Consider the following 2,208-nt stretch of genomic DNA (forward strand, 5'->3'; position numbering starts at 1 on the left):
CGGTTCTCAAGGTGCACGCCTGCGCCGGTTCCCGGTTGCACCGGGCCGCGCGGCAAGGAGATATATTGCCAGACCGGAGGGGCCCGCGGGGCGGGAATCTGGTTGCACACAACTCCTACACAGTTTGGGATTCTCAGCTGTATTTACCGGTAATAGAGAGGGGACCTCGTTTCCGAGATCCCCTTTTTCGTCTATCTATAAAAATAGGCTTTCAAAGCCTTAGGCCAACAGCTTGCGACCTGACTCCTCAATCGCGTCAAGTGCTGCATCGGCCTCGGCGGCATCCGCGCCCTTAGCGAAGATGTACAGCTTGATCTTGGGCTCAGTGCCGGAAGGACGGACAATACCCTTGTTGCCACCCTCAAGATCGAACTCAATGACATTAGCCTTCGGCAGGCCGTTCACGCACGTGTTGTAATCCACAACGGCCTCGATCTTGGAGCCTGCGAGCTCCGCGGGCGGGTTCTCGCGCAGACCAGCCATGATGCCGGCCATCTTTGCCGCACCCTCAGCGCCCGGATAGCTCAGCGAAATCGTCTTGTTGTGATAGTAGCCATACTTCTCGTACAGCTCGTGCATCGCATCGGCAAGGTTCTTGCCCTGGAGCTTGTAATACTGCGCCATCTGGCAAATGAGCAGCGATGTGCTCACGGCGTCCTTGTCGCGCACGTGGTCGCCGGCCAGATAACCGTAGCTCTCCTCGAAACCGAAGATAAAGCGATCGACTTCACCAGCATCGGAAAGCGAGGTAATGATGTCACCGATGTACTTGAAGCCCGTCAGGCAGCGACGGAGCTCAAAGCCATACTCCTCGGCCAGAGCATCGACCATGGCGGAAGAAACAATGGTAGTAACCGCGACCTTCTTGGTGAGATCCTCGCCGCGGGCGGCACGGGTCTTGCAGATATAGTCGAGCAGCAGAACGCCCATCTCATTGCCGGTCAGCAGCAGATAGTCATCACCATTCTTAACAGCAACGCCAACACGGTCGGCGTCAGGATCGGTTGCAAGCAGCAGATCGGGGTGAACCTGCTCGCACAGGTCGATTCCCTTCTGCATGGCCTGACGGATCTCGGGGTTAGGATACGGGCAGGTCGGGAAATCGCCGTTCGGGTCCTTCTGCTCGGGAACAACCGTGACATCGGTGATGCCGGCGCGCTCGAGCACCGTCGTGACGGGAATGAGGCCAGTGCCGTTGAGCGGAGTGTAGACGAGCTTAAGCGGAGCGCCAGCGATCTCCTCGGCAGAAAGGTTGGTCACGCCGCGCGCGAGAACGGCGTCGTAATAACGCTCGAGGCACGAGTCATCGATCCATTTGACCAGACCCTGCTCAAGAGCCTCATCGAAGTCCATGGACTTCACGCCAGTGAACGTATCGGTCTCGGCGATAGCCTTAGAAATTGCATCGGCGGCCTCGCTAGTGATCTGGCAGCCGTCGGGGCCATATGCCTTATAGCCGTTATAGGGCGCAGGGTTATGACTAGCGGTCATGCAAATGCCACCGGAGCACTTAAGGTCGCGGACGGCCCAGGAAAGCGTCGGCACGGGAGAAATCTTAGGGTACACGAGAGCAGTCACGCCGTTTGCTGCAAGAATGGCAGCAGTCGTCTTGACGAACAATTCGCCCTTATTGCGGCTATCGCGAGCAATGGCAACCGTCGGATGCTCAAAAGTCGCATTGAGATAGTCGGCGAAGCCCTGCGTTGCACGGCCGACCGTATAGATATTCATACGGTTGGTGCCAGCACCGATCGTGCCACGCAGGCCGGCGGTGCCGAAGGCAAGATCCTGGAAGAAGGCATCGGTGATGGCATCCTCGTCACCCTGCTCCTTCATCGTGTTGAGCTCGGTCAGCAGCTCATCATCCTTGACATTGGCAATCCAAGTATCAAGCAGCTCGTGAACATCTGCCATGTGCGTCCTTCCTTCATAAGCAATAAAACGGCCCGCCTAAAACAGGTCAAGCGCAGTATCACGCTTAAGAAGATAGTAATCCATTGAGTGCGTGAGACTGTCAAGAGAACGGTGAACGTCTGAATAAGACGGCAGATGATATCGTTGTAAAAAATGTCATTTAGTTAAATTGCCTGAGAAACGAAAAAGGGGGAGGCCGCGAGGCCTCCCCCTTCTCGATTCTCGATGACGGCTCGGTGCCGTCCACCGGTCAGCGGCGCCCTGGCCTCCCACGGGCTGGCCCCGCAGTACTCT

1 protein-coding gene is annotated in these 2,208 nt (G+C 57.0%); it reads right to left on the reverse strand.

The window, feature by feature from the left end:
* Positions 1–219: 219 nt before the first annotated feature.
* The gene (locus tag ACTQ1S_RS09205) at positions 220–1,914 is read right to left on the reverse strand and encodes a phospho-sugar mutase (RefSeq protein ID WP_154518687.1); all 1,695 of its coding nucleotides are present in this window, start codon (positions 1,912–1,914) and stop codon (positions 220–222) included.
* Positions 1,915–2,208: the final 294 nt, after the last annotated feature.

The organism is Collinsella sp. LCP21S3_D3 (genome assembly GCF_052118305.1).
GTDB lineage: Bacteria > Actinomycetota > Coriobacteriia > Coriobacteriales > Coriobacteriaceae > Collinsella.

Coding starts and splice junctions, on each gene's coding strand:
- ACTQ1S_RS09205 (WP_154518687.1), bottom strand. CDS start 1,914: ATGGCAGATGTTCACGAGCTGCTTGATACTTGGATTGCCAATGTCAAG.